A 3,980-nucleotide genomic window follows, 5' to 3' on the forward strand; every position below is an offset into this window, starting at 1 on the left:
CGTACCGCCGTCTTCCCGCGCGCTCCGGTGACGGACCACCTTGGCCGGCACCCTGCGGGTACCGTTGCGAATGAACAGCAGATCGCTGCGCAGCGCCAGCGCCAGTCCCGATCCCGCCAGAGCGAGGCCAATCCAGAGGAAGAAGGTTTCGATGGCCTGGCGCTATCACAGCTTCGGGAGGCTGTTAAGTGGTGTTGTTTCCTCTTCCACAAGGGAGAAAGCTCATTCCTGCCGGCCTCTAATCCAGTCCGCACGCGAAACTTCCCACACCAGCGACGGACGGGTGGTACCATCATCGCGGTGGCTCAATATTTCTCCCATCCGCTGGAACCCGAGTCCGTCGAGCAAATGCGCGGTCCGGTGATTGTCGAGCGATGCGGTCTCGCAGATCAGGTCGAGACCCAGACGCTCGAACATCCAGTCGAAACTGAGCCGTGCCCCCCTGATGCCACGTCGTTGGCCCTGGCGATCGGGGTGGACCGCGCCGCCCAATTCTCCTGCTGCCCACTCGGGCCAGACGCAGATATCGGTATAGCCACCGATCTTGCCGTGATCGTCGAAGTTGAGGAATAACAGACCGGCGCCCGATTCGCGCTGCTTCTGGTGATCGGCGATGAATGTCCGTACCGCCTCGACGGTCAGCGGGCGCGGCAAGGTATAGATCGGGGCGTGGATCTGCGGGTCGCTCAGAAATGCATGGAAAATCCCGGCGTCATCCACCGTCGCGAGGCGGGACAGGGCGTTTTCGGTGGTGATCGACGTGGCCCTGCTGACTGCCTTGCGGATCGAGTCAGCTTTTTGGTCGGTGGCCCGGTGTCTAGTGACAGGGATGGTCGTCGTTGCGGTCATCAGGCTAGTTTACAATGTTTTTTTAGGGGATGCCATGGCCGACGATGTTCTGTTAAGCCAGAGCCATGAAAGAACATTTTGAACGCCACAAGCAGCCCTGGACCAGCGAAGAGATCCAGAAGCTTCACGCCTTTGCGAAAAAGGGCATGACCCTCAAAGCCATTGCCAAAGCGCTGACCCGCAGTGAGGAATCAATCCGGACACGGGCCAAGCTGGACAAGCTCAAAATCGCCAAAAAACGGTGAGTGTCGATCGGTAAGCAAACAGGAATGGATCGGCTTGGCGGTCGATGCGTCCCGATACACTGAAGACCCGTCAGCTAGGGGCTTTGAGGGACGTGCGCACGCCATGAATGCTCAGGTATATGCCTGTCGCGACAATTGCGACGAGATTTGAAATCATGAACGCGCCGGTGATGGCTTCATGTCCCAATAGCGGGATAAAATCCCGTGCGACGATGGCAATTGCGACAAATAACGAAGCGAACAGGCCCCAGCCCGCGATTATTCCGGGTATCAAGGCTGATCGGAGGAACAGATAGAAAAAGCCCGCCATGGCGGCGCTCGAAAAGACCAGGCCCAGGTGAAATGATGTATAGTTGGAGGTTGCTTGCAGGCCCGCTAGCAGCAGGCGTTGCGATTCACTGGCGATATTCTGATAGGCGGGATCACCGGCAATTTCAGCCGCATTCAAGGCAAATATCGCGCCAAGCAGGGAAAATATCGCTGCGGTCACGCTGACCAGCAGACTCCAGGCGGCCAATAGTTGACCCGATTTGCGGAGCAAAAGAAACAGGCCGAGGCTGACCAGCCCGTCCAGTGCGAAGGTGAAGGCCGCGATATAGGCCTTGGCCCGCAAACGCAGCTCGGCGTCCAGCATATTGCGAGCCGTAGCTTCAACATCGGCGGTAAGGTTGATGTCGATACCCTCGGCGATCAGAAACGCCGAAGCCAAGCCGACCACCAGCGTCGCCAACATCGACCAGCCAACCCATCGTCCCAGGGTTTTCGGATCTACATTTTCCACAGACTGCATTACATGACCTTCCGTTCAATTTGTGAGTGTATTATATACGCAATACACAGCTGTCAATCTCGTTGACAGCGCTCGCGCCCGGCGGACGCTGGCGGTGCTGGCCCAGATCCCCGCGAAGCCGGTCCCGGCCTTGCTCCTTAACCGCTCAATTAAATTGCCAATTGCAACTCTCCTGCGTCGATGGCATAACCTGTCAAAAGCTGGGAGAGTCGGCAATGGCTACACAAGTTGCGGAAAAGGGTGTCACCACGGGAGAATCGGTTGACGTATTGATCGTCGGCGCGGGGATATCGGGGATCGGGATGGCGGTGCATCTGCGCGACAAATGTCCTGGCAAAAGCTTTGCCATCGTCGAACGCCGCGATGATATTGGAGGAACATGGAACCTGTTCCAATATCCCGGCATCCGTTCCGACAGCGACATGCATACGCTGGGCTTCATCTTCGAACCCTGGACCGAGCAAAAGTCGATTGCCGACGGCCCCTCGATCATGAACTATCTCCACCGGATCAAGGCCAAGCATGATCTGGAAAAGCATATCCGTTTCGGCCACAAGGTGTTGGCCGCCAGCTGGTCGAGCGAGGATGCGCGCTGGACCGTAAAAGCCGAAAAATCCGACGGTAGCCTCGTCACCATGCACGCCAATTTCCTGTATATGGGCGCGGGCTATTATGACTATGACAATCCCTATGACGCACAGATAGAAGGCTTGCAGGATTTCCAGGGCGACGTTGTTCACCCGCAATTCTGGCCCAAGGATTTCGACTATACGGGCAAGAAGGTGGTGATCATCGGCAGCGGTGCGACCGCGGTGACAATCGTCCCGGTGCTGGCGGAAAAAGCCAGCCATGTGACGATGCTGCAGCGCACGCCGACCTGGTATGCCTCGGCGCCGTCAAAAGACTGGATTGCCAACAGTCTGCGCAAGATATTGCCGGATAAATGGGCGTACAAGATTACCCGCTGGAAGAATGTAAAGCTGCAGGACATCACATTCCGGATGGCGCGGGACAAGCCGGAGAAGGTGATTGCCAAGCTCGAAAAGCCGATGAAGAAGGATCTTGGCGACAAATATGTGAAGGAAGATTACACGCCGCCTTACGGCCCGTGGGAGCAGCGCTTGTGTCTGGTACCCGATGGCGACATGTTCAAGGCGGTTGCCGCGGGCAAGGCCGATCTCAAGACCGGCCATATCGATACGGTGACCAAGACCGGGATCAAGCTGAAGTCTGGCGAGACGCTTGATGCCGATATCATTGTCACCGCGACGGGTCTGAAGCTGGCGGTTGCCGGCAAGGTTTCGTTCGAAGTCGACGGCAAGCCGGTGCACTGGCCAGACCATTATTATTACAAGGGCTGCATGTTCTCCGACATTCCCAACCTCGCGATCGTGTTCGGCTATCTCAACGCCAGCTGGACGCTCAAGGCCGATATTGTGTCAGAATTTGCCTGTCGCGTGCTCAATCATATGGATGCGACATCGACGCGGATCGCCAATCCGGTTCTGAACGCGGAACTGGAACAGGAGGAACTGTTCGATTTCTCGTCCGGCTACATCCAGCGTTCGCTGTCCGAACTGCCACGCAACAGCACCGCGATGCCGTGGAAGCTCAACCAGGATTATCTGTTCGAGAAGAAGGTCTTGCTCAATGATCCGGTCGATGACGGTGTGATCCAGTTTTACGGTCCGAATTCGCAGCAGCCGGCGGCCGAAAGCGAGACAACCCTCGAGGCCGCAGAATAGTGCCGCTGATCTGGATTCGCGACCGGATATAGCTTGCCTCTGTTTAACCTTTTGTTGAACAGAATTCGCTAGGCTCTCCATCGAGGGGCTGACCATGAGCTATATGAATTCGCAATTTCGGACGGTGAAGCCGGCGCTGATCGAACAGCGCAAAGTATATCGCCATCCCGTCCAGATCCAGCGCGCCGCGATCCGGCAGCACGGCAAAACCGCCAAGGCTGGCGAACTGGTCGATGTTTCGATCTATGGCTGCCGGATTTCTTGCGATTCGCGATTTAAAGCCAGTTCCCGGATCTGGTTGCGTTTCGATGGCAGTAGCCCGATTCCGGCAACCATGATATGGTGCAAGGA

5 protein-coding genes are annotated in these 3,980 nt (G+C 56.9%); 3 read left to right on the plus strand and 2 right to left on the minus strand.

Annotation, left to right across the window (positions count from 1 at the left end; translation table 11 throughout):
• Positions 1-222 precede the first annotated feature (222 nt).
• A complete protein-coding gene (locus tag WBM93_RS05170; RefSeq protein WP_424429079.1) occupies positions 223-849 on the minus strand; it encodes a GNAT family N-acetyltransferase in 627 nt (208 codons plus the stop codon).
• Between the two features lie 65 nt (positions 850-914).
• Here WBM93_RS05170 and WBM93_RS05175 point away from each other — a divergent pair, with 65 nt between their 5' ends.
• Positions 915-1,094 carry a hypothetical protein gene (locus WBM93_RS05175; RefSeq protein WP_424429082.1) on the plus strand — a complete coding sequence of 60 codons (180 nt, stop codon included), beginning with the start codon at positions 915-917 and terminating at the stop codon, positions 1,092-1,094.
• A gap of 70 nt (positions 1,095-1,164) precedes the next feature.
• On the opposite strand, the gene WBM93_RS05180 is transcribed toward WBM93_RS05175, so the two are convergent.
• A complete protein-coding gene (locus tag WBM93_RS05180) occupies positions 1,165-1,884 on the minus strand; it encodes a DUF4386 domain-containing protein (RefSeq protein ID WP_424429085.1) in 720 nt (239 codons plus the stop codon).
• 215 nt (positions 1,885-2,099) lie between these two features.
• Between WBM93_RS05180 and WBM93_RS05185 the strand changes: the two genes are divergently transcribed.
• Both WBM93_RS05185 and WBM93_RS05190 read left to right on the plus strand, forming a co-directional pair.
• Positions 2,100-3,629 carry a flavin-containing monooxygenase gene (locus tag WBM93_RS05185; RefSeq protein WP_424429088.1) on the plus strand — a complete coding sequence of 510 codons (1,530 nt, stop codon included), beginning with the start codon at positions 2,100-2,102 and terminating at the stop codon, positions 3,627-3,629.
• Positions 3,630-3,723: 94 nt separating this feature from the next.
• A partial coding sequence (locus tag WBM93_RS05190; protein WP_424429091.1) for a PilZ domain-containing protein occupies positions 3,724-3,980 on the plus strand: 257 nt, incomplete at its 3' end.

This window comes from Parasphingorhabdus sp. (assembly GCF_049667325.1).
Classification (GTDB): Bacteria; Pseudomonadota; Alphaproteobacteria; order Sphingomonadales; family Sphingomonadaceae; genus Parasphingorhabdus.

What these genes read in the sequence shown, in the direction of transcription:
- WBM93_RS05170 (WP_424429079.1), bottom strand. Translation starts at nt 849, where the DNA reads ATGACCGCAACGACGACCATCCCTGTCACTAGACACCGGGCCACCGAC.
- WBM93_RS05175 (WP_424429082.1), top strand. Translation starts at nt 915, where the DNA reads ATGAAAGAACATTTTGAACGCCACAAGCAGCCCTGGACCAGCGAAGAG.
- WBM93_RS05185 (WP_424429088.1), top strand. Translation starts at nt 2,100, where the DNA reads ATGGCTACACAAGTTGCGGAAAAGGGTGTCACCACGGGAGAATCGGTT.
- WBM93_RS05180 (WP_424429085.1), bottom strand. Translation starts at nt 1,884, where the DNA reads ATGCAGTCTGTGGAAAATGTAGATCCGAAAACCCTGGGACGATGGGTT.